The following is a 21,086-nucleotide window of genomic DNA, read 5'->3' as shown; positions in this document are numbered from 1 at the left end:
GAGCAGAAGACCGACGGCTGGGCTAATCCGCCAAACACTGACATGGCGCAGTCTCTCTGTAACATTCTGCAACGATCATGGGCGACATTCCTTCCCTCGCTCAGGATTGTCCTGCCATGGCTACTCCCTCCCTGACCGCCAGCCCCGCGTCCGCCGCCAGCGGCAGGCCGGCCCTCGACAAGAAAACCGGCCCGTTCACCTACGTGATCTTTTTCGCCGTGCTGGCGCTGGGGATGCTGTTCACCGCTTATAGCCTGATGCATGACATGCACGAACTCGGCACGGTGGTGACCACCTGGACGCCGTTCCTGTTGCTCGGTGTGGCACTGTTGATTGCGCTGGGTTTCGAGTTCGTCAACGGCTTCCACGACACCGCCAACGCCGTCGCGACGGTGATTTACACCCACTCGCTGCCACCGAATGTCGCGGTGGTCTGGTCGGGCTTCTTCAACTTTCTCGGCGTGTTGTTATCGAGTGGCGCGGTGGCGTTCGGCATCATCGCCTTGCTGCCCGTAGAGCTGATTTTGCAGGTCGGTTCGTCCGCCGGTTTCGCGATGATCTTCGCTCTGCTGATCGCGGCGATCCTGTGGAACCTCGGCACCTGGTGGCTGGGGTTGCCGGCCTCGTCGTCGCACACGTTGATCGGTTCGATAATCGGCGTCGGTGTGGCCAATGCCTTGATGCACGGCCGCGACGGCACCAGCGGTGTCGACTGGGCGCAGGCGACCAAGATTGGTTACGCCTTGCTGCTGTCGCCCCTTGTGGGGTTCGGTTGTGCGGCGCTGTTGCTGTTGGCGCTGCGTGCGTTCGTGAAGAATCGCTCGCTCTATAAAGCACCGGAAGGCAACACTCCGCCGCCGTGGTGGATTCGTGGTTTGCTGATCGCCACGTGCACCGGTGTGTCCTTCGCCCACGGCTCCAACGACGGCCAGAAAGGCATGGGCCTGATCATGTTGATTCTGGTCGGCACGCTGCCGATGGCTTATGCCTTGAACCGCACCATGCCCGAAGAGCAATCGCTGCAGTTCGCCGCTGTGGCGCAGGTCACCCAGCAAGCACTGGTGAAAAGTGCGCCGCTGCCGACGCCGGCCGATCCGCGTGCAGTCCTTTCCGATTACGTGCGCAGCAAAGAGCCTACTCCGCAACTTATCCCGGCCCTTGCCGCTCTCACCGGGCACATTGGCGAAGAAGTCAGAGGCTACGGCTCGCTGGCGAAAGTCCCGGCCGAAGCCATGGGCAACGTGCGTAACGACATGTACCTGGCCAGCGAAAGCATTCGCCTGATGGACAAGAACAAGGTCGGCAATTTCGACGCTGATACCAGCAGCAAACTGCAACTGTTCAAGCAACAGATCGACAACGCCACGCGATTTATTCCGCTGTGGGTGAAGATCGCCGTGGCCATCGCGCTGGGGCTGGGCACCATGGTCGGCTGGAAGCGGATTGTGGTGACGGTCGGCGAGAAGATCGGCAAGACTCACCTGACGTATGCGCAGGGTGCGTCGGCGGAAACCGTGGCGATGCTGACCATCGGCGCGGCGGACATGTTCGGTTTGCCGGTGTCGACCACGCACGTGTTGTCCTCGGGCGTGGCCGGGACCATGGTTGCCAATGGTGGCGGGTTGCAGATGAGGACCATCCGTAATCTGTTGATGGCGTGGGTGCTGACGCTGCCGGCGGCGATCCTGCTGTCGGGCAGCCTCTATTGGCTGTTCACCCAGATCTTCTGACCGAAGAAAGTCCCCTGTAGGAGTGAGCCTGCTCGCGATAGCGGTGTATCAGTCAACATTGATTAAACTGACACACCGCTATCGCGAGCAGGCTCACTCCTACAGTTTTGACCGGTGTTCAGGTTTAGAGCGCGGAGCGAATCAGATCGCCCAGCCAATCCATGAACACCCGCACCCGCAGCGGCAAATGCCGTTGCCGCGCATACAGCAATGAAATGCCCATCGCCGGCGCGGTGAATTGCGGCAACACGGTGACCAATTCGCCGTTTTCCAGATGCGGTTGCATGCCGGTGCGCGGCACCTGAGTCAGACCGAAGCCGCCGAGGCACGCCGACTCGTAAGCGTCAGTGCTGTTGACCGTAATGCTGCCTGCCATCGGCAAGCGTTTCACCTGGCCGCCCTCCTCGTACACAAACCCTTCCGAACGCGAACCGAGCACGCCGACGTAATGCACCAGTCGATGCTGCGCGAGATCTTCCAGCGACTGCGGCACACCGTAGCGTTCGAGGTAAGCGGGGCTGGCGCAATTGACCATGGGGAAGTCACCGAGGTGCCGCGCGACCACCGATTGATCCGGCTGCGCGCCAATCCTCACCACGCAATCGAACCCTTCGCTGAGCAAGTCGACGCGGCGGTCGGTGCTGCTGATTTCCAGTTCCAGATGCGGGTGCCGATCCATGAACTGCGGCAGGCGCGGCATGACCAGGCGCCGCGCGAGAATGTTCGGCAGGTCGACACGAATGCGCCCGGTCAGCGACGCTTCGTCCTGTCGAAACAAGCCTTCGATCTCGTCCATGTGCGAGAGCAGATCCTTGCTGCGTTCGTACAGCACCAGACCGTCCTGAGTCGCCTGCACCTTGCGCGTGGTGCGTTGCAACAGGCGCGTGCCGAGCAGGGCTTCCAGCGCTTGCACGTGTTCGGACACCGTTGAGCGGGGCAGTCCGAGGCTTTCCCCGGCGAGAGTGAAACTCGACAGTTCGCTGACCCGGACGAAGGTGCGCAGCAGTTCCAGTTTGTTCATGGGGCCACCTATTGATTGTTCGGCTTAACCGATCAGTGATTCCGGATTCAGCCTGTTTATCACCACAGGGCGGATAAATAAACTTTGATCCATCACCTGATCACTCACGGCAATCGAGGAAAAACCATGAATCGCAAAATCGCATTGATCACTGGCGCCAGTCGTGGCCTGGGCAAAAACGCTGCACTGCACCTCGCCGCGCAAGGCATCGACATCATTGGCACCTACAACAGCCGCGCCGATGAAGCCCAGGCGCTGGTCGCCGAAGTGCAGGCTCTCGGCGGCAAAGCCGTGATGCTGCAGCTGGACGTTGGCCGTAGCGAGAGCTTTGCCGATTTCGCTACACGTGTTGAGCAAGCGTTACAGCAGACCTTCGACCGCCAGCGCTTTGATTTCCTGATCAACAACGCCGGGGTCGGCTTGCATGCCGGTTTCGCCGAGACCACCGTCGAGCAATTCGACCTGCTGATGAATGTGCACCTCAAAGGGCCGTTCTTCCTGACCCAGCAACTCTTGCCACTGATCAACGACGGCGGGCGGATCATCAACATTTCCAGTGGTCTAGCGCGTTTCACCATTGCCGGCGCCAGCGCTTATGCCGCAATGAAAGGCGCGATTGAAGTCCTGACCCGCTATCAGGCGAAAGAGCTGGGCGCACGGCAGATTGCCGTGAATACCTTGGCGCCAGGTGCGATTGAAACCGACTTTGGCGGCGGCACCGTTCGCGACAATGCGGCAGTGAATGCGATGGTCGCCGACAATACTGCGCTGGGTCGTGCCGGTCAGCCGGATGACATTGGCGGGGCGTTGGCGCTGTTGCTGTCGCCGGGTGCGCAGTGGATCAATGGCCAGCGGGTTGAGGCCTCCGGGGGCATGTTCCTCTAACTTCACTGAAAACATTTAACGCCTGTAGGAGCTGCCGCAGGCTGCGATCTTTTGATCTTGTCTTTAAAAACAAAATCAAAAGATCGCAGCCTGCGGCAGCTCCTACACGGGGATCGGTGTTAGTTCTGACAGGCGTTGCGAGTCATGAAGCGCTCGCGCACCACGTCATATCCCCAGTGATACACATAGGTGTACGGCAGGAAAAACAGCAACACGCCAATGTCGAGCAAAAACGCCTGCCACAGGCTGACCGACAGCCACCAGGCAATCAGCGGCACGCCCATCACGATCAAACCACCCTCGAACAGCAACGCGTGTACCACCCGTACCCAGGCGTTGTGTGCAACATTCATTCGCGCAAGCATGCGGTCAAAGAAGCGGTTGAACACCACGTTCCAGCCCAGCGCCAGCATGGCGATCAATACTGTCACCGCACCCATTTCAAGCATCGGTTTTTGCATGATCCACGCCAGCAACGGGGTGCAGATCAGAATAGCCAGCAGCTCGAAACCGATGGCCTGGAAAATACGTTCAGTGATGGATTTGTGGGCAGTCATGACCTGAGTCCTTGAGTGAAGATGGTTGCCATGATCTATGCTCGCATCGATACTTCATAACCAATAACCATCGATCAAGGCGATAGTTGATGATTTCGCAGGAAGTGCTGCTGGCATTTGTCCAGGCTGCCACGCAAGGTTCGTTTTCGGCAGCGGCGCGCAAGCTCGGGCGCAGCCAGTCGACCATCAGCGCGGCGGTGGCCAGCCTGGAGATTGATCTGGATCTGCAGTTGTTTGATCGCAGCAGCCGCAAACCGACGCTGACTCCGGCCGGGCATGTGATGCTGCAACGCGCCGAGGCGATTCTGGCGGCCAGCAGTCGCTTGGAAATGACTGCGCGGCAGTTGTCCCAAGGCGTCGAGCCGAAGCTGACGGTGGCGATTTCCGATACTTATCAGTCGTACCGTTTTGAAGCGGCGCTGGTCGGGTTTGAGCAGCGTTATCCGGATCTGGAGCTGGAGTGTCTGATCGCCGAATGCGATGACCTGGTCGAGTTGGTGCAGCGTGGTCGCGCGCATCTGGCGTTCGCTGAAATGCAAGAGAACTACCCGCCGGATCTGGTCACCTCGACGGTGGCCGAGCGTACGGAAATTGCCTTGTTCGTTAATCGCGACCATGCGCTGGCCAAGCTCGATCACATTGATCAGCACATCCTGGAACAGCATCGCGAATTGCGTCTGGCGACCATCGTCAATCCTTATGACAGTCGCGGCAAAGGTCGGGTGTGGTCGGCGCCGAGTTATTTGATGCTGCTGGAAATGGCCGAGAAAGGTTTTGGCTGGGCGCCGTTGCCGCGTTGGCTGGCGCAGCGCTTTGGCAATGATTTGCTGGTGGAGTTGAAGGTGCGCGGCTGGCCGAAACCGGTGTTTGTCGATGCGTTGTGGTCGCGGCTGTATCCGCCGGGGCCGGCGGGGAGTTGGTTGTTGAGCAAGATGCTGGAATAAGGGTTGAAGATTGAGCCCCCCTCACCCCAGCCCTCTCCCAGAGGGAGAGGGAGCCGACCGGGGTGTCTTGGGTCAGACATCGACCTGAAAGACCGAGTCGATTATGGATTCATTGGATATGATCTCAAAATCCCCTCACCCCAGCCCTCCCGAAACGTCGGACCGCCCGGAGGGAGAGGGAGCCGACCGAGGTGTCTTGCGTCAGACATCGACCTGAAAGACCGAGTCGATTATGGCTGTATAGCTACGGTATACACCTCGATTATGGATTCACAGCTGAGCTTTCAGGTCGGTGAAATTCTCCAATATCCCCCAATCGGTCCCCTCTCCCACTGGGAGAGGGCTAGGGTGAGGGCAATTCCAGCGCCGAAAGCCGCCCTTCAATAAACCGCCGTTCCGGCTCCTGCCGGGTCAGCTCCAACGCCCGCAAATACGCCGCCCTCGCCTCTTCCACCCTGCCCAGCTGCCGACAAAACTCCGCCCGCGCCGAATGCGCCAAGTGGTAATCCTGCAACTCCCCTCGCGCCAAAATCCCTTCAATCAGATTCAACCCTGCCAGCGCGCCGTCGCGCTTGGCCACCGCCACCGCCCGGTTCAACTCGATTACCGGCGAAGGCACTGCCCGCAACAGTACGTCATACAAGCCAATGATCTGCTCCCAATCCGTCTCCCCCGCCGTCGGCGCCTCAGCATGAACCGCCGCAATCGCCGCCTGCAAACAATACGGCCCAAACCGCCGCGTGGTCAGCGCGCGCTCGACCAGCGCACAACCTTCAGCGATCAGATCGGCATCCCAACGCGAGCGATCCTGATCATCCAGCAGCACCAGTTCACCACCCGGCGAAGTGCGCGCCGAGCGTCGCGATTCGTGCAACAGCATCATCGCCAACAGCCCCATGACCTCAGGCTCCGGCAGCAACTCCATCAACAAGCGCCCCAGCCGGATCGCCTCGCGCGTCAGATCTTCGCGGGTCAATTCAGCCCCGCCCGACGCCGAATACCCCTCGTTGAACACCAGATAAATCACCCGCAACACACTGTCGAGGCGTTCGGGCAATTCGCTCAGGCTCGGTACTTGATAAGGGATTTTCGCATCACGGATCTTGGCTTTCGCCCGCACGATGCGTTGAGCAATCGCCGCCGGTGCCGAAAGAAACGCGCGGGCGATTTCCTCGGTGGTCAGGTCGCAGACTTCACGCAAGGTCAGCGGCACTTGCGCATCCGCCGCCAGTGCCGGGTGGCAGCAGGTGAAGATCAGCCGCAGACGATCGTCTTCCACGTCTTCGCCACTCCAATCGGCCTGTTCGAGTTCTTCCAGTTGCGCGACCAACATGGGCTGCGAAGCCTTGAACCGCGCACGGCGGCGCAACACATCAATCGCTTTGAAACGCCCGGTCGAGACCAGCCAGGTGCGCGGATTGTCCGGCACGCCGTCGCGTTGCCAGCGCTCGACCGCGACGAAGAACGCCTCGTGCAAGGCTTCTTCGGCGAGGTCGAAATCACCGAGCAGACGAATCAGCGTCGCCAGAATCCGCCGCGAGTCTTCGCGATAGACCTGCTCGACCCGCGACCGGACCTCAGACATTCAACTGCCGCACCGGGCGCACTTCAACGCTGCCGACCCGCGCCGCCGGAATGTTGCCGGCGACCTGAATCGCTTCGTTGAGATCCTTGGCGTCGATCAGGTAGAAGCCGGCCAGTTGCTCCTTGGTTTCGGCAAACGGGCCGTCGGTGATCGACAGTTTGCCGTTGCGCATCCTGACGGTCGTGGCGGTCTGCACCGACTCCAGCGCCTCGGCGGCGACCATCCGCCCGCTGCCCTGAATCGACTCGGCGTAGGCCCAGCACTCGGCGTCTTCCGGGCTGTCGGGCGATGAATGCAGCAGGTGCTCATCGCTGTAGACCAGGCATAAATACTTCATGGCGTTCTCCTGAATCGGACGGTTCAACTATGGCTGAAGATCAGGGAGTCACATCGAACAGGGTCGCGCCGCTCATCGGATCGAACGGCGCCGACCAATGTTCATGGGCGATTTTCCATGCCCCACCGACCTGCCGATAGCAGGCGGTGACGCGCATCCAGCAGCTCTGGGTTTCGCCCTTGTCGTTGGTGCCGCCGCAGTTGGCAACCCAGTGGGCGAAGGCGATGTTGTCGGCGCTTTCGATGACGATTTCCTCGAATTCGAAGACGTGCGGTCCGGGGCACATTTCCATGCACGCCACCCAGTGCTCGCGGTAAGCCGCTTTACCCTTGAATTGCAGGGCCTTGATCGCATCGAACGAGACGATGTCATCGGCATACAACGCCATGACTTTCTCCACGTCCTTGGTCATGACGGCTTCGCGGTAGGTGTTGATCAGGGTCTGGATTTCAGATTGTGCACTCATGGTGTTCTCCGTGGTTTTTGTTGTGAAGACACCCTTAGTCGTTCGGCAAATGGGCAGATCGACAGATGAAACAAAAAAAATCCGCGAAGGACAAAATCGCTAGAATCGGCGACTTACCTTGTAGGAAAAAGGAAATTCCCGTGTCAGCCCAACTCGTGCCGTACGACAGCCTTAACGCCTTGCAGCGTGAGCAAGTCGAGGCGATTGAAATCCATGCCGAGCAGATCAAATTCTCTGGCGATATCCACGGCGCTTTGCACACCCTACTGTCGAAACCCGGCCCGGGCGTGAAGGGCTTTGCGCTGTTGGCGGATGACGTGCCGGTGGCGTTTTTGCTGCTCAAACGCCCGCCGGTGTTGCCAGCCTGGGCCGATGAACACAGCGCCACCTTGCATGCGTTGCAGGTCGATCGCCGCGCGCAGGGCAAGGGTTACGGCAAGGCCTGTCTGCAAGCGCTGCCCGAGGTTGCGCGTCAGGCTTGGCCGGAGATCAAAGGGCTGGAATTGTCGGTGGACGCGGATAACGACGCGGCGATCGCGCTGTACGCCAAGCACGGCTACGTCGACAGCGGTGAAGCGTACAAGGGCCGGATCGGTTACGAACGGCGCATGGGCCTGGTTTTCTAAGTCATCGAGGGATGCACGATGATCGATTCAATCGAAGCGCTGGAAGCGATTTACGGACTGCCCCACGAGCGGGCGGTGCGCAAGCAGATCGGTTTTCTCAACGAGGATTATCAGGCGATGGTGCGGGTTTCGCCGCTGGTGATCGTCAGCTCGGTGGGGGCTGATGGCCTGGATAATTCGCCGCGCGGGGATGCGCCGGGCTTTGTGCGGATCATTGATCAAAACACCCTGGCCCTGCCGGATCGCCCGGGCAACAACCGCATCGATACCCTGCGCAACGTGCTGCAGGATTCGCGGGTGTCGCTGCTGTTCATCATTCCGGGGATTGGCGAGACGTTGCGGGTCAATGGCACGGCGACGATCAGCGCGGAGCCGCAGTTGTTGGAGAGTTTTGCGGTGAATGGCAAACCGGCGAAAACCGTGTTGCTGGTGACGGTGGAGGCGGCGTTTTTTCATTGCTCGAAAGCGTTCGTCCGTTCGGATGCATGGAATCCGCAAACGCATCTGCCGCGCTCGGCCCTGCCCTCTGCCGGCGCCTTCCACAAGCGTCTGAATGATGGCGAGTTCGACGCCGAAACCTACGACCGTGAAGCGCCGAAACGGGTCAGTGACACCCTCTACTGATACTCCCGTAAATGATCGTTCCCACGCTCTGCGTGGGAATGCAGCCGGGGACGCTCTGCGTCCCAAAGTCGTGACGCAGAGCGTCACAGGAGGCATTCCCACGCGGAGCGTGGGAATGATCAGTAATCATCCATAAAGTCAGAGGGTCAGGATCATTTCGTGCCACGCCATGCCGCCGTGATCCGACTCCGATGGCTTGATGTAGGCAAAGCCAAACCCGGCATACAGCGGAATATGCTTTTCCTTGCACATCAGGTGAATCGTCGCTTTATCCATCCCGCGCATACGCTCGATGAACTCGCCCATCAAGCGCTTGGCCAAACCCTGCCCCTGATAATCCGGATGCACCACCACCGACATGATCACCACGTTCGGGCCTTTCGGGTCATGGCCGATCAACTCTTTGAACGCCTCGTCCGACATCTGCACGTCAAACGCCGCACCGGAATTGACGAAACCGGCGACCACGCCATCCACCTCAGCGACGATAAAACCTTCCGGCCAAGTGGCGATTCGCGTGGCGATCTTCTCGCGAGTGGCGGCTTCGTCACCTTCGTAGGCAACGGTTTCGATGGCGTAGCAGCGGTCCAGATCGGCAGCGGTGACGTTACGAATGACGGTGTTCATGGCGGCTCGGAAATCAGCAGAAGAAAGTGCCGAAAGAATAAAGGAATCAGGGAGCCATATCGATGCGCTCATCGCGCAAACAAAAGGCGGATCACTGATCCGCCTTTTTGGCTGTGTGCTCAGGCCTTGGTATCGACCGGCACGCAGATTTCCAGTTTGCCGGTGTGCAGCTTCGGATTGAAGTCCGCGCTGTAACGCTCCAGTTCAGGGGCGTTGAGTTCCACGTAGTGGGAGGACGGCAACCAGGTCTTGTAGATGTATTGCAGGGTCTGCGGCAACTGGTCGAGCGGCCCTGAATGTTCAAACACCGCGTACTGCCGAGGCAGCACTTCGACCCATTGGTAGACCTTCTGGTCGAGATCATCGAGCTTGCTGATTTCCACTCCGGCGATGTAATCGAAGCCGCCCTTGCCATCGAAGTTGCTGCAGACACCGTAGGTCACTTCGTTCTTTTGCCCCTGGATCTTTCCCAGGTGCGGCAAGAACTTTTCCCACAGCGCCGGGATGTCTTTTGCTGTGTCTTGGGTAAATCGACCGCGCAAGCCTGCAATCAGCAGGAAGTGTCCATGTTCGAAGCGAGGTTCAGCCACTTCGACGCGTTTTTGCTCATCCATGACTCGACTCCTGGAACAAAAAAGGGGTTCGGCTGGGAGTATAGAAAGCCAAACCCAATTCGCACGCTTACAGCGAATGCAACTGCTCGACGGCGCCCGAACCGACAAACTCGTTATAGCCGGATACGATCACGTACACCGCGAAATAGCAGAAGATCGCTGCAGATGCCAGATAGGAATAGCGCAACAGCTTGTCGCCCAGCAGTTTGCCACCGTGGCTCGCGGCGAAGCACAAACCCGCCGACCACAACAGTCCGGCGCAAAGGAAACCGCCGAGGAACAACGCCGAACTCAGCGGGCCGCCACCGCCGGACCGGGCGATCAACGTACCGCCAACAGCGGCAAACCAGAGAATCGCGCTCGGCGATGACATGGCGAGAAAAATGCCCCGGAAGAACTCTTTGCGATGGGAGTTCTGCACCACTTCTGCCGTCTCGGCCAATAGCGCTTCGTGATGGATCGCCGAGTAAATCATCTTCGCCGCAAAGTAGATCAGCAGCACCGAGCCGCCGATCCACAGCACCCAACGCACAGTTTCGTATTGCAGCAGAACCGTCATCCCGGCCAGCGCCAGCACCGCATAAATCAGGTCGCCGACACAGGTGCCGAGGCCCAGCGCGAAGCCCTGAAAGTAACCGCGCTGCATCGCCAATGTGATCATCGCGATGTTGGCCACGCCGATATCCAGGCACAGCGAAAGGCTCAGCAAGAAGCCGCTGGTGAATTCCATCTACCGATTTCCTTGGGACAAAATTGTTTACAAACGGGCTGGACAGTATGCCATCACTGACCTTATCTTCCGCCACAGGTCACCGCAGTGACCAGCGTCGCTCGGACGGTTCCGGGCGCTTACGTTATCCGAGGCAACAATGGCTGAACAAGGTTCGCCGCGCCGCTTTGCGCGCATAGATCGACTCCCCCCTTACGTTTTCAACATCACCGCCGAGCTGAAGATGGCCGCGCGTCGTCGTGGTGAAGACATCATCGACTTGAGCATGGGCAACCCCGACGGCGCCACGCCGCCGCACATTGTCGAAAAACTTGTACAAGTCGCCCAACGCGACGACACCCACGGTTACTCCACATCCAAGGGCATTCCGCGCCTGCGCCGGGCGATTTCCAACTGGTACAAGCAGCGTTACGAGGTCGATATCGACCCGGAAAGCGAAGCCATCGTCACCATCGGTTCCAAGGAAGGCCTGGCGCATTTGATGCTGGCCACCCTGGACCAGGGCGACACCGTACTGGTGCCGAACCCGAGCTATCCGATTCACATTTATGGTGCAGTGATTGCCGGTGCCCAGGTGCGTTCGGTACCGCTGGTGCCGGGCGTGGATTTCTTCGATGAACTGGAACGGGCAATTCGCGGTTCGATCCCGAAACCGAAAATGATGATCCTCGGCTTCCCGTCGAACCCGACTGCACAGTGTGTGGAACTGGATTTCTTCGAACGGGTGATCGCCCTCGCCAAACAATACGACGTGCTGGTGATTCACGATCTGGCCTACGCCGACATCGTCTACGACGGCTGGAAAGCCCCGTCGATCATGCAGGTGCCGGGGGCCAAGGACATCGCGGTGGAGTTTTTCACCCTGTCCAAAAGCTACAACATGGCCGGCTGGCGCATCGGTTTCATGGTCGGTAACCCGGAACTGGTCAACGCGCTGGCGCGAATCAAGAGCTACCACGACTACGGCACCTTCACCCCGCTGCAAGTGGCGGCAATTGCCGCGCTGGAAGGCGATCAGCAATGCGTGCGCGATATCGCCGAGCAGTATCGTCAGCGTCGCAACGTGCTGGTCAAAGGCCTGCATGAACTGGGCTGGATGGTCGAAAATCCGAAGGCGTCGATGTACGTCTGGGCGAAGATTCCCGAGCAGTACGCGCATCTGGGTTCGCTGGAATTTGCCAAAAAGCTGCTGGCCGAAGCCAAGGTGTGCGTCTCGCCGGGGGTGGGGTTTGGTGAGTATGGCGATGATCACGTGCGCTTTGCGCTGATCGAAAACCAGGACCGCATTCGTCAGGCTGTACGCGGGATTCGCGGGATGTTCCGGGCGGATGGCTTAGTTACCAAATAACTGACCCACCTCTGATCGTTCCCACGCTCCGCGTGGGAATGCAGCCCGGGACGCTCCGCGTCCCAAAGCGGACGCAGAGCGTCCATTGAGGCATTCCCACGCAGAGCGTGGGAACGATCACCCACAAAAAAACCGCATCGCTGCGGTTTTTTTGTGTCTGCAAGAAGCTGTTTACACGAACAGCGACAGCAGCAGGATAAAGCCCAACGCAACCACCGAGAGGATGGTTTCCATCGCCGTCCAGGTCTTGAACGTCTCGGCCACGGTCATGTTGAAGTATTGCTTCACCAACCAGAAACCGGCGTCGTTCACGTGCGACAGAATCAGCGAACCGGCGCCCGTAGCCAGCACCAGCAACTCACGGTTAACGCCCGGAATCATCCCCACCACCGGCACCACAATGCCCGCGCCAGTAATGGTTGCCACAGTCGCCGAACCGGTCGCGATACGAATCACCGCCGCCACCAGCCACGCCAGCAGGATCGGCGAGATCTGTGCGCTCACTGCCATGTGGCCGATCACGTCGCCCACACCGCTGGTGACCAGCATCTGCTTGAAGCCACCGCCGGCACCGATGATCAGGATGATCGCCGCGGTTGGCGCCAGGCTCGCGTCGAGCCACTTGAGCATTTGCTGGGAACCGATGCCCTGCTTGTGACCGAAGGTGTACAGCGACAGCAGCAACGCCAGCAGCAGTGCAGAGATCGGGTGACCGATCATGTCCATCCAGGTGCGGAAGAAGTGACCGTCGGGCAGCGCCACGTCAGCGAAGGTTTTCAGCAACATCAGGAACACCGGCAGCAGCACGGTGACCAGGGTGATGCCGAAGCTCGGCAGCTTGGCCGAGTCGTCGTTCTCACGGGCCAGTTGATCGACCAGCTCCTGGTTCGGGTGGCCAGGAATGTGCTTGGCGATGAACGTACCGAAGATCGGACCGGCAATGATCGCGGTCGGCAGCGCAACGATCAGACCGTAGAGAATGGTCTTGCCGATGTCAGCGCCGAACACGCCGATGGCCAGCAGCGGGCCCGGGTGCGGTGGCACCAGACCGTGCACGGCGGACAGGCCGGCGAGCAACGGGATACCGATCTTGATGATCGACACGCCGGTGCGGCGCGCAACGATGAACACCAGCGGAATCAGCAGAACAAAACCGATCTCGAAGAACAGCGGAATGCCGACCAGGAACGCGGCGAACATCATCGCCCACTGGACTTTGTCCTTGCCAAACGCGCGGATCAGGGTCTGGGCGATCTGATCCGCCCCGCCCGACTCGGCCATCATTTTGCCGAGCATGGTGCCCAGCGCGAGGATGATGCCGACGAAACCAAGCACGCCACCGAAGCCGTCCTGGAACGCTTTGATGATGGTGCCGATCGGCATGCCGGAGGTGAGGCCGAGGAACGCGGCGGCGATGGTCAGGGAAATAAACGGGTGCAGCTTGAACTTAGTGATCAGGACAATCAGTCCGATCACCGTGACCACTGCATCGAGCAGCAGAAACGCGTCGTGGGACATGCCAAACATTGGGGGTGTCTCCTGGATTGTTGTTGTTATTAAAGCGGGTTAAACAGAAGTAGGGTGGACAGCGCTATCTCTTTCAACACACTCATACCGCCTGTTTCAGACCGTGGGCCTGCCACCAGACGTGAGCCTGGGACGCCAGTTCGTCAACGCTGTGGATCGAAGCGTTCAGCGCCAGGGTCAACGGCTCGCCCTTCGGCGATTCGAGGGTGGCGAACTGGCTTTCGATCAACGTGGCCGGCATGAAGTGGCCCGGACGATGGGACACACGCTCAGCGGCAACTTCAGGGGTCAATTCGAGAAACACGAAGCCCAGGCCCGGCAAGGCGCTGCGCAACACTTCGCGATAACTGTGTTTAAGGGCCGAGCAGGTCAGCACCGGGCGTTTGCCCAGTGCATCGACACGACGCAACTCATCGCACAGGCTGTCGAGCCAGCCGGCACGGTCGTCGTCGTTCAGGGGGATCCCCGCGCTCATCTTTTCGATGTTCGCGGCCGGATGAAAAGTATCGCCTTCAATGGCAGTGGCGCCGCTCAATTGGCACAGGGCCTCGCTGACGCACGTCTTGCCGCAACCGGCAACGCCCATGATGACCAGGGCGGTGATGGGATGACTCATATAACACCTCAGCGCGCAGACAGCGCTACCTTTGCTAGCTATGACTCTAGTGCACAGGCAGAAGTTGCCGACGCCTTCTTGTCGTTTTTTTGGGTTGCAGCAGGTTTGTTCCCAACGCCAAAAAGCGAAGATCAGGCAGGACCTCGCTTACGCATTTACAGCTGCATCAGGACAGCGCTACCTTAGTGCCTTGATTTTTGTTTGGCAAGCCGTCGATGACCACCCCTAAAAACGATAAAAATACCCGCACCACCGGCCGTCCCACCCTGAATGAAGTTGCCCGCCTGGCCGGTGTCAGCCCGATTACCGCCTCCCGCGCCTTGCGCGGGGTCAGCACCGTGGCTACCGAACTGGTGGAAAAAGTCCAGAAAGCCGCCCTCGAACTCAACTATGTCGTGAACCCTGCCGCCCGCGCGCTGGCCTCGGCGCAGAGCCATTCTGTCGTCGTGCTGGTGCCGTCGCTGTCCAACCTGTTGTTCATTGATACGCTGGAAGCCATTCATCGGGTGCTCACGCCCAAGGGCTTCGAAGTGCTGATCGGCAACTTCCACTATTCGCGCGATGAAGAAGAAAACCTGCTGCGCAACTACATGGCCTATCAGCCGCGCGGTTTCCTGTTGACCGGGTTTGATCGCACGGAAAGTTCACGGCGCATGATCGAAGCCAGCAACATTCCCTGCGTGTACATGATGGAACTGGACAGCGCCGCTGGCGTGAACTGCGTGGGCTTCTCGCAACTGAGTGCCGGAGAGACCGCGGCTGAGCACTTGCTGTCCCGTGGGCGCAAACGTCTGGCGTATATCGGCGCGCAACTTGATCAGCGTACGCTGCTGCGCGGTGAAGGCTTTCGCAAAGCGTTGCAGAAAGCCGGGCGTTACGACCCGGACCTGGAAGTGCTGACGCCGCGTGCTTCGTCGGTAGGATTGGGTGGGGAATTGTTTTTGCAGTTGCTTGCGGCGCATCCGGATGTCGATGCGATCTTCTTTGGCAACGATGACCTGGCGCAGGGTGCATTGCTGGAAGCGTTGCGCCACAGCATCAAGATTCCCGAGCAAGTGGCGATTCTCGGCTTCAACGACTTGCCGATGTCCGAGCACATGGTGCCGCGCCTGAGCAGCATCAACACCCCGCGTGAAGCGATTGGCCGGCGGGCGGCAGAGCAGATGCTGACGCTGATGGCCGGTAACAGCGTGGCGCGGCCGGTTGAAGACATGGGCTTTGAACTGAAGATCCGCGAAAGTACCTGACCCCTGAAATCCCTGTGGGAGCTGGCTTCACCGATCGTTCCCACGCTCTGCGTGGGAATGCCTCAACGGACGCTCCGCGTTCGGCTTTTGATGGGACGCAGAGCGTCCCGGGCTGCATTCCCACGCAGAGCGTGGGAACGATCAACACAGGGGCTTGTGTTGGGCTCAGTGGCTGAGCAAGTCAACGAGGGCCAAGGCGCCTTTCTGTAGCGGCTGGCTCTTAAGCCACACCGCATGCACCGGCATTACCAGACCGTTTTCGATGTTGCGGAAGTTCAGGCGCTTCAGCCGCCCGGACTCGATCCGCGACTGCACCACCGACAACGGAAAGTTGCCCCAGCCCAATCCCGCCTCGACCATTTCCATCGCCGTCTCCAGGCTGTCGGTGCGCCAATATGATTGCGCCACCAACGGTCGCGTCTCACTGATCGGCAGATCACGGCTGGCGACGATGATCTGCCGCACCTGCACCAGGTCTTCAAGGAACACGTCCTGCCCCTGCAACAGCGGACTGTCCGCTGCCAGCGTGGCAATCATGCGTTCGCTGCCGACGAACTGAAAACGCTCAAGCACATTCATGCTCAACCCGGCGAACGCCAGGCACACACTGACCCGACCACTGTGCAGCATCGCCAGCACGTCATCCTGCGGCGCCGTCAGCACTTCGATATCGAGCAGCGGATGCCGCGCGGCGATCACCTTGATCGCCGCCAGCAAACGACGGCGGTCGATGTCCGCGACCACGCCGATCGACAGCTTGCTTTCCAGCCCCAGCGACAGCTCCACCGCGTGCACTTGCAACTGTTTGAGCTGCTCGGCGATCAACCGCGCATGGGGTACAAGCGTCAGCGCCATTGCCGTCGGTTGTGGCTCACGATGGCTGCGGTCGAACAGCAGATAACCGAGCTCAGCCTCAAGATTGCCGATACCCATGCTCACGGCCGAGGGGACTTTGCCCAAGGCTCGCGCAGCCGCCGAAAACGAACCGCGCTCAATGACGGCGAGAAACAGCTCAATGCTGTCGCTGTTGAAATTCACTTCACATACCTATCAATAAAACTGAAAGTAGCTGACTTTTTCTGTCACCCCTATTGAAGCTATCTTTCGTCGCCTTCGCCAGTCCCGCTGGCCAACAAACGGCAAGAAAGAGGCAATTCCCCATGCAAGGCGTCAAACGCAAACTGGTCTACGTGTCGCTCTACGAAGTGATCGGCATGACCTTCTCGGCTCTGGGCCTGGCACTGTTATCCGGCACCTCGCCAGGCAGCACCGGGCCATTGGCGGTGATCATCACCACCATCGCCGTGACCTGGAACTTCATTTACACCTCGCTGTTCGAGCGCTGGGAAAGCCGTCAGGTGTCACGCACTCGCACGGTCAAACGCCGCATCGCTCACGCCATCGGGTTTCAACTGACGTTGATCGTGTTTCTGATTCCGTTGATTGCCTGGTGGATGAATATCAGTCTGGTGCAGGCGTTTCTGCTGGATCTGGCGCTGATCATTTTCATCCCGTGCTACACGTTCGCCTTCAACTGGCTGTTTGACCGGATTTTCGGGCTGCCGGCCTCGGCGCTGCCCGATTCGGCAGCTGCGGCATAAATCGTTAATTGGTAAGCAGATATTGCGAGAAATCAGCGGTTTATCCGGATAAACCGCCGATATTCACAATCCGTAAACTCCGATAGCAGGCTAAGCTTTTCCATCAATAAAAAATGGACCTGCCCATGACTGCACATGCCTCCGCCGCCGCGCAAAGCGACGGCATCGACCCGATACGCGCCGCTCAGGTGTCCGCCCGCATCGACCGTCTCCCTGCGGTCTCAACGATATGGCGCTTGGTGGCGCTGCTGTCGATTGGCGGCTTCTTCGAACTTTACGACTTGTTTCAGACCGCCTACATCAGCCCAGGCCTGATCCGCGACGGCATCTTTGCTACCGGCGTTCAGGGCGTGTTCGGCTTCTCCGATCAAGCGGCGTTTGCCTCGGCGACTTTTCTTGGGCTGTTCCTCGGCGCCAGTCTGCTCAGCCCGTTGGCAGACCGTTTCGGCCGCCGCGCGATCTTCACCTTCGCACTGATCTGGTACACGGTCGCCACCGTGTTGATGGGCGTTCAGAGTTCGGCGCTGGGCATCATCTGCATGCGCTTTCTGGTCGGCATCGGCTTGGGCATCGAACTGGTGACCATCGACGCTTACCTCTCGGAACTGGTGCCCAAACGCATGCGCAGTTCGGCGTTTGCCTTCGCGTTTTTCGTGCAGTTTCTCTCAGTGCCGGCGGTGGCGTTGATGTCGTGGTGGCTAGTGCCGCAAGCGCCGTTCGGCGTGTCCGGCTGGCGTTGGGTGGTGTTGGCCAGCGCGGTGTTTGCGTTGTTTATCTGGTGGCTGCGCAAACGTCTGCCGGAGTCGCCGCGCTGGTTGGCTCAGCATGGTCGGTTCGACGAGGCCAACCGGATTCTCGATGGCATCGAAGCGCGATGCGCGAAGGATCACGGTAAAGCGCTGGATGCTCCTGAAGCCGTTTCGGTCGACGTCGAAGGCAAGGGCCGCTTCGCCGACATCTGGCAGCCACCCTATCGCCGTCGCGCATTGATGCTGATCGTCTTCCACATCTTCCAGGCCATCGGTTTCTTCGGTTTCGGTAACTGGTTGCCGGCGTTGCTGTCCGGCCAGGGCGTCAGCGTCACCCACAGTTTGATGTACGCCTTCATCATCACCCTCGCCTACCCGCTTGGGCCGCTGCTGTTCGTGAAGTTCGCCAACCGCTTCGAGAACAAATGGCAGATCGTCGGTTCGGCCCTCGGCGCGATGACCTTCGGTACCTTGTTCGCCCTGCAGACCAGCGCGTTCGGGCTAATCTTCTGCGGGGTGATGATCACCTTCTGCAACGCCTGGCTGAGCTTCAGCTATCACTCGTACCAGAGCGAACTGTTCCCGACCAATATTCGCGCCCGCGCGGTAGGTTTCTGCTATTCGTTCAGTCGCTTGTCGACGGTATTCAGCAGTCTGTTGATTGGCTTTTTCCTCGACAGCTTCGGCACGCCGGGCGTGTTGGCGTTCATTGCCAGCAGCATGTTTATCGTGATGCTGACCATCGGCTGGTTCGGCCCGCGCACGCGCAATCTGGCGCTGGAGAACATTGCCCATCGCTGACGACGCAGCGGTCATCGCCTGCCGCGCAACGGCAAGAGATGACCGCTCCAACTCTGAGCAAAGACAACAAGCAATTGAAATATAAGGACTTATCCGCGAGGCACGGTAATTGCTCCATAACCGCCGTCAGCAATTACCCACAGGTTCAGTCATCATGTTGGTCAATGCCAAACAACCTTTAATCATCCACCTGCCCAAACAGGTCAATGACGACGCAACGGCCACCGCGGCCGCCGGTCTGCAGAGCGGCCTGCACGGCGCCATGCTGCAAACCCTGCAGAATCAGAGCCAACTGCAATCCGCGCAGACCGCCTCCACCGTGCAGGCGTCGGCCACCCAGATCGCCACGCAGCAAGTCAGCGAAGCGACGCGCATCAGCGACAACGTCGACGAGGCTTTCGCCAAGACCCGTGTCGGCCTGCAATCTACCGATACCTCCGATGCCACCAAGACCACCGGCACTTCGGCCACCGACGAGTTCAAGGACTACATGAGCAAGTCGCCGGAACAGCGCCTGCGCGACAGTATCCTCCAGAGCATGGGCATCACCGAAGACGACATCAAAGCCATGCCGCCGGAGAAACAACTGGCCATCGGCAAAGAGATCGCCGAGCGTTTGCAGGACAAGATGAAGTTGGCGCAGGCGGAAAAAGACAACGATGTGAAGGACAGCGACAAGCAGGCGGACAAGTTTCTTGCCGCACTCTGATCTCGGGTCTAAATGAAAAATCCCTTGTAGGAGTGAGCCTGCTCGCGATTGCGGCTAGTCAGTCACCGAAGATGTCACTGATATACCGCTATCGCGAGCAGGCTCACTCCTACAGGTTTGGCTGCGTTTTCAGTTCAGTTGCAGGGTTTCATTGAACTGACTTATCGCATCCACCACATGCCGCGATCCCTGCTGAATTTCCTGAATCACCGCCCCCGCCTCGTTCGCCAGTTCCACGCCAAGCCCGGTACGGCTCAAACTCGACTGCATGCTCGACACCGCACTCAACGACAAATCATGGTTCTTGCGCACCACATCGACGATCTCAAGTGTCGCCTGACTGGTCCGCGCCGCCAGGCTGCGCACCTCATCCGCGACCACCGCAAAACCACGCCCATGTTCGCCGGCCCGCGCCGCTTCAATCGCCGCATTCAGTGCCAGCAAGTTGGTCTGGTCGGCAATGCCGCGAATGGTCTGCACGATGGTGCCGATGATGTCCGATTGTTTACTCACCGCATCGATACTGACGGCGGCTTCGTTTAAGTCGCGGGAAATGTCCTGAATGATCTGCACGGTTTGTTGCACGACTTGCGAGCCCTTTTGCGCGCAGGCGTCGTTTTGCACCGAAGTGCTGTGGGCGGATTCGGCAGCGTTCTGCAAAGTGGTCATCTGATGGGTGATGTCGCTGGCGAACTTGACCACTTTGTACAAGCGGCCCTTGGCGTCGAACAGCGGGTTGTACGAGGCTTCGAGATAAACCATCTGCCCGGACTTGTTCTTGCGTTCGAAACGATGGGAGTGATATTCGCCGCGATTGAGCGAGGCCCAGAATGCCTTGTATTGCGCTGATTCGGATTCGGCGCGATGGCAGAACAGGCTGTGATGATGCCCGACGATTTCGTTCAGCGAGTACTGCATGGTGCGTAGAAAGTTGTCGTTGGCACTGATGACATTGCCTTCGGGAGTGAACTCGATCACCGCCATGGAACGGCTGATCGCGGCCAGCATGCTTTCTTCTTCGTGTTCCTTGTTGACCCGGGCGGTGATGTCCGCCGCCACCTTGATCACACTTTTGACTTGCTTGTCGGCGCCATACACCGGCATGTAACTGGCTTCGAGCCAGATCTCCCTGCCGCTCTTGTTCAAGCGCAGGAACGTGCCGCTGATCGGTTCGCCCCGGGCCAGATCGCGCCATAACCGAGCGTAATCCTCGCTGCGGTAAAACGCTTCTTCACAAAAGATCCGGTGATGTTTGCCACGTACTTCTTCGGCGCTGTAGCCCATGGTCTTGCAGAAATTTTCGTTGGCATCCAGAACGATGCCCTCAGGGGTGAACTCGATCATTGCCATCGAACGGCTGATCGCTTCCAGCTTGGCGTTGGCCTCGGTCAAGGCGCAGCTGAATCGCTCGATCTGCTGCAGGTCAGCCTTGTGATGTAGGTTGAACATGGTTGTATCACCTTCCGCGCGGACTTTTGATTTGATGAAAGTTCAGTTCTTTCACGATCCACCACTACGTTCCACAGAACAGGCACACGCATTCCTCCAGGGGAGGAAGTTGTCAGGTGATAAATGATGATCAATCGGAGAGTCCATGCAGCGACGCTCTAATCAAGACATCCTTCTCTTGATAGCCCGCACGCGGGCCAGCCCTAACGCGTTGAAGAACTTCCATGTAAGCGACGCTCCTTGTTGGTTCAGTGTCGGTGCCTCGGGTTGCGCACTCTGGCAGCATGAATTCA

The 21,086-nt window shown here is 59.2% G+C and carries 21 protein-coding genes and 2 pseudogenes; 10 read left to right on the top strand and 13 right to left on the bottom strand.

The genetic code is table 11. The annotated features are described in order from the left end of the window. The first annotated feature begins 116 nt into the window (after window positions 1-116). Window positions 117-1,730 (top strand): inorganic phosphate transporter, encoded by a 1,614-nt coding sequence (locus ACIPIZ_RS16110; protein ID WP_253482186.1) that lies wholly within the window; start codon window positions 117-119, stop codon window positions 1,728-1,730. 124 nt (window positions 1,731-1,854) lie between these two features. Here ACIPIZ_RS16110 and ACIPIZ_RS16105 read toward each other — a convergent pair whose 3' ends face one another. Further along, on the bottom strand, window positions 1,855-2,751 hold the full coding sequence (locus ACIPIZ_RS16105) for a LysR family transcriptional regulator (protein ID WP_064387615.1): 897 nt from the start codon (window positions 2,749-2,751) through the stop codon (window positions 1,855-1,857). 126 nt (window positions 2,752-2,877) lie between these two features. On the opposite strand from ACIPIZ_RS16105, the gene ACIPIZ_RS16100 reads away from it, so the two are divergent. Further along, window positions 2,878-3,636, top strand: coding sequence for an SDR family NAD(P)-dependent oxidoreductase (locus ACIPIZ_RS16100; RefSeq protein WP_064387616.1), 759 nt, complete (start codon window positions 2,878-2,880; stop codon window positions 3,634-3,636). Window positions 3,637-3,755: 119 nt separating this feature from the next. On the opposite strand, the gene ACIPIZ_RS16095 is transcribed toward ACIPIZ_RS16100, so the two are convergent. Beyond that, complete coding sequence (locus tag ACIPIZ_RS16095; protein WP_064387617.1) at window positions 3,756-4,193, bottom strand: multidrug/biocide efflux PACE transporter; 438 nt, start codon at window positions 4,191-4,193, stop codon at window positions 3,756-3,758. An 89-nt stretch (window positions 4,194-4,282) separates the two neighbouring features. Between ACIPIZ_RS16095 and ACIPIZ_RS16090 the strand changes: the two genes are divergently transcribed. Further along, window positions 4,283-5,137 carry a LysR family transcriptional regulator gene (locus ACIPIZ_RS16090; protein ID WP_105706931.1) on the top strand — a complete coding sequence of 285 codons (855 nt, stop codon included), beginning with the start codon at window positions 4,283-4,285 and terminating at the stop codon, window positions 5,135-5,137. Window positions 5,138-5,480: 343 nt separating this feature from the next. On the opposite strand, the gene ACIPIZ_RS16085 is transcribed toward ACIPIZ_RS16090, so the two are convergent. Genes ACIPIZ_RS16085 through ACIPIZ_RS16075 form a run of 3 tightly spaced genes read right to left on the bottom strand, consistent with a single transcriptional unit; the run spans window position 5,481 to window position 7,525 of the window. Then, a complete protein-coding gene (locus ACIPIZ_RS16085) occupies window positions 5,481-6,722 on the bottom strand; it encodes an RNA polymerase sigma factor (RefSeq protein WP_401166040.1) in 1,242 nt (413 codons plus the stop codon). Beyond that, window positions 6,715-7,059 (bottom strand): YciI family protein, encoded by a 345-nt coding sequence (locus ACIPIZ_RS16080; protein ID WP_034153360.1) that lies wholly within the window; start codon window positions 7,057-7,059, stop codon window positions 6,715-6,717. The genes ACIPIZ_RS16085 and ACIPIZ_RS16080 overlap by 8 nt, the downstream gene beginning before the upstream one ends. Window positions 7,060-7,099: 40 nt before the next feature. Beyond that, window positions 7,100-7,525, bottom strand: a complete 426-nt coding sequence (locus ACIPIZ_RS16075) for a nuclear transport factor 2 family protein (protein WP_064389189.1) — start codon at window positions 7,523-7,525, stop codon at window positions 7,100-7,102. Window positions 7,526-7,665: 140 nt separating this feature from the next. Here ACIPIZ_RS16075 and ACIPIZ_RS16070 point away from each other — a divergent pair, with 140 nt between their 5' ends. Both ACIPIZ_RS16070 and ACIPIZ_RS16065 read left to right on the top strand, forming a co-directional pair. After that, complete coding sequence (locus ACIPIZ_RS16070) at window positions 7,666-8,151, top strand: GNAT family N-acetyltransferase (protein ID WP_122853978.1); 486 nt, start codon at window positions 7,666-7,668, stop codon at window positions 8,149-8,151. A gap of 18 nt (window positions 8,152-8,169) precedes the next feature. Continuing rightward, window positions 8,170-8,775, top strand: coding sequence for a pyridoxamine 5'-phosphate oxidase family protein (locus tag ACIPIZ_RS16065; protein WP_401166038.1), 606 nt, complete (start codon window positions 8,170-8,172; stop codon window positions 8,773-8,775). A gap of 138 nt (window positions 8,776-8,913) precedes the next feature. Here the strand turns inward: ACIPIZ_RS16065 and ACIPIZ_RS16060 are convergent, their stop codons facing one another. From ACIPIZ_RS16060 to ACIPIZ_RS16050, 3 genes are all read right to left on the bottom strand, one after another. Then, window positions 8,914-9,402, bottom strand: a complete 489-nt coding sequence (locus tag ACIPIZ_RS16060) for a GNAT family N-acetyltransferase (RefSeq protein WP_064389186.1) — start codon at window positions 9,400-9,402, stop codon at window positions 8,914-8,916. 119 nt (window positions 9,403-9,521) lie between these two features. Next, window positions 9,522-10,016 (bottom strand): GyrI-like domain-containing protein, encoded by a 495-nt coding sequence (locus ACIPIZ_RS16055; RefSeq protein ID WP_150647883.1) that lies wholly within the window; start codon window positions 10,014-10,016, stop codon window positions 9,522-9,524. 67 nt (window positions 10,017-10,083) lie between these two features. After that, window positions 10,084-10,746: a LysE family translocator gene (locus tag ACIPIZ_RS16050; protein WP_150647884.1), complete on the bottom strand. Its 663-nt coding sequence runs from the start codon at window positions 10,744-10,746 to the stop codon at window positions 10,084-10,086. A gap of 139 nt (window positions 10,747-10,885) precedes the next feature. On the opposite strand from ACIPIZ_RS16050, the gene alaC reads away from it, so the two are divergent. Beyond that, the gene (alaC, locus tag ACIPIZ_RS16045) at window positions 10,886-12,094 is read left to right on the top strand and encodes an alanine transaminase (protein WP_008082017.1); all 1,209 of its coding nucleotides are present in this window, start codon (window positions 10,886-10,888) and stop codon (window positions 12,092-12,094) included. Between the two features lie 171 nt (window positions 12,095-12,265). Here the strand turns inward: alaC and ACIPIZ_RS16040 are convergent, their stop codons facing one another. Then, entirely contained in the window at window positions 12,266-13,621 is a 1,356-nt protein-coding gene (locus ACIPIZ_RS16040) for a GntP family permease (RefSeq protein ID WP_064389183.1), read from the bottom strand. Window positions 13,622-13,703: 82 nt separating this feature from the next. Then, window positions 13,704-14,237 carry a gluconokinase gene (locus ACIPIZ_RS16035; protein WP_105706948.1) on the bottom strand — a complete coding sequence of 178 codons (534 nt, stop codon included), beginning with the start codon at window positions 14,235-14,237 and terminating at the stop codon, window positions 13,704-13,706. Window positions 14,238-14,452: 215 nt separating this feature from the next. On the opposite strand from ACIPIZ_RS16035, the gene ACIPIZ_RS16030 reads away from it, so the two are divergent. Beyond that, window positions 14,453-15,484, top strand: a complete 1,032-nt coding sequence (locus ACIPIZ_RS16030; RefSeq protein ID WP_105707250.1) for a LacI family DNA-binding transcriptional regulator — start codon at window positions 14,453-14,455, stop codon at window positions 15,482-15,484. A gap of 165 nt (window positions 15,485-15,649) precedes the next feature. On the opposite strand, the gene ACIPIZ_RS16025 is transcribed toward ACIPIZ_RS16030, so the two are convergent. After that, on the bottom strand, window positions 15,650-16,522 hold the full coding sequence (locus ACIPIZ_RS16025) for a LysR family transcriptional regulator (RefSeq protein WP_401166034.1): 873 nt from the start codon (window positions 16,520-16,522) through the stop codon (window positions 15,650-15,652). 122 nt (window positions 16,523-16,644) lie between these two features. On the opposite strand from ACIPIZ_RS16025, the gene ACIPIZ_RS16020 reads away from it, so the two are divergent. The 3 genes from ACIPIZ_RS16020 to ACIPIZ_RS16010 all read left to right on the top strand — a co-directional run bounded on the left by ACIPIZ_RS16020 (window position 16,645) and on the right by ACIPIZ_RS16010 (window position 19,344). After that, window positions 16,645-17,085 carry a PACE efflux transporter gene (locus ACIPIZ_RS16020; RefSeq protein WP_053122973.1) on the top strand — a complete coding sequence of 147 codons (441 nt, stop codon included), beginning with the start codon at window positions 16,645-16,647 and terminating at the stop codon, window positions 17,083-17,085. Window positions 17,086-17,210: 125 nt separating this feature from the next. After that, window positions 17,211-18,635 carry an MFS transporter gene (locus ACIPIZ_RS16015; RefSeq protein WP_253482162.1) on the top strand — a complete coding sequence of 475 codons (1,425 nt, stop codon included), beginning with the start codon at window positions 17,211-17,213 and terminating at the stop codon, window positions 18,633-18,635. Window positions 18,636-18,789: 154 nt separating this feature from the next. Then, window positions 18,790-19,344 (top strand): hypothetical protein, encoded by a 555-nt coding sequence (locus ACIPIZ_RS16010; RefSeq protein ID WP_105706956.1) that lies wholly within the window; start codon window positions 18,790-18,792, stop codon window positions 19,342-19,344. Between the two features lie 129 nt (window positions 19,345-19,473). On the opposite strand, the pseudogene ACIPIZ_RS16005 reads toward ACIPIZ_RS16010, so the two are convergent. Together ACIPIZ_RS16005 and ACIPIZ_RS16000 are read right to left on the bottom strand one after the other, a co-directional pair. Then, window positions 19,474-19,902: pseudogene (locus tag ACIPIZ_RS16005) on the bottom strand (methyl-accepting chemotaxis protein); the annotation flags it as partial. Window positions 19,903-20,016: 114 nt separating this feature from the next. Beyond that, window positions 20,017-20,793: pseudogene (locus tag ACIPIZ_RS16000) on the bottom strand (PAS domain-containing protein); the annotation flags it as partial. Window positions 20,794-21,086 lie beyond the last annotated feature (293 nt).

This window comes from Pseudomonas sp. NPDC087690 (genome assembly GCF_044743175.1).
In the GTDB taxonomy this organism is placed as follows: domain Bacteria; phylum Pseudomonadota; class Gammaproteobacteria; order Pseudomonadales; family Pseudomonadaceae; genus Aquipseudomonas.
Note: the sequence above shows the minus strand (reverse complement) of the source record. Positions and strands in the feature narration are given on the sequence as shown.